This window comes from Fulvivirga kasyanovii, assembly GCF_009711405.1.
Taxonomy (GTDB): domain Bacteria; phylum Bacteroidota; class Bacteroidia; order Cytophagales; family Cyclobacteriaceae; genus Fulvivirga; species Fulvivirga kasyanovii.
Genome location: NZ_SMLW01000048.1, coordinates 1 through 338 on the forward strand (window position 1 = coordinate 1; position 338 = coordinate 338).

The 338-nt window shown below is 41.7% G+C and carries 1 protein-coding gene; it reads right to left on the minus strand.

Going from position 1 to position 338, the window contains the following annotated elements; all coding sequences use genetic code 11:
- The coding region (locus E1163_RS30025) for a hypothetical protein (protein WP_185155858.1) at positions 1–338 on the minus strand (338 nt) is incomplete at both ends.

Genomic DNA, 338 nt, shown 5'->3' on the forward strand with positions numbered 1-338 from the left:
ATCATGTCGCGCAACCATTTTTTGGCAGATTCAACATCTATGAATTGCCGAATGATCAATCCTTTTGTCAGCTTTGCCCCCTCTGAACTATCAATGTATGTTTCTATGCTCATACTTGACAGCTCATCTTCAGCCGGTACAAGGGCAATATGTCTAACGCCAACCTCAAATACCCTTGCATTCCAATTACTGGCAATCCATGCTATATCCTCCTGTGAAATAACTTCCTGATTCCTGGCATCAGCCAGCCATGCTATTTTGCTCATTTCACTTTTCTTTTCTTTCAGAAGCTGTAGCCCCACATTCATTTGCTCTCTAAACTCATCACTCGTCATAAA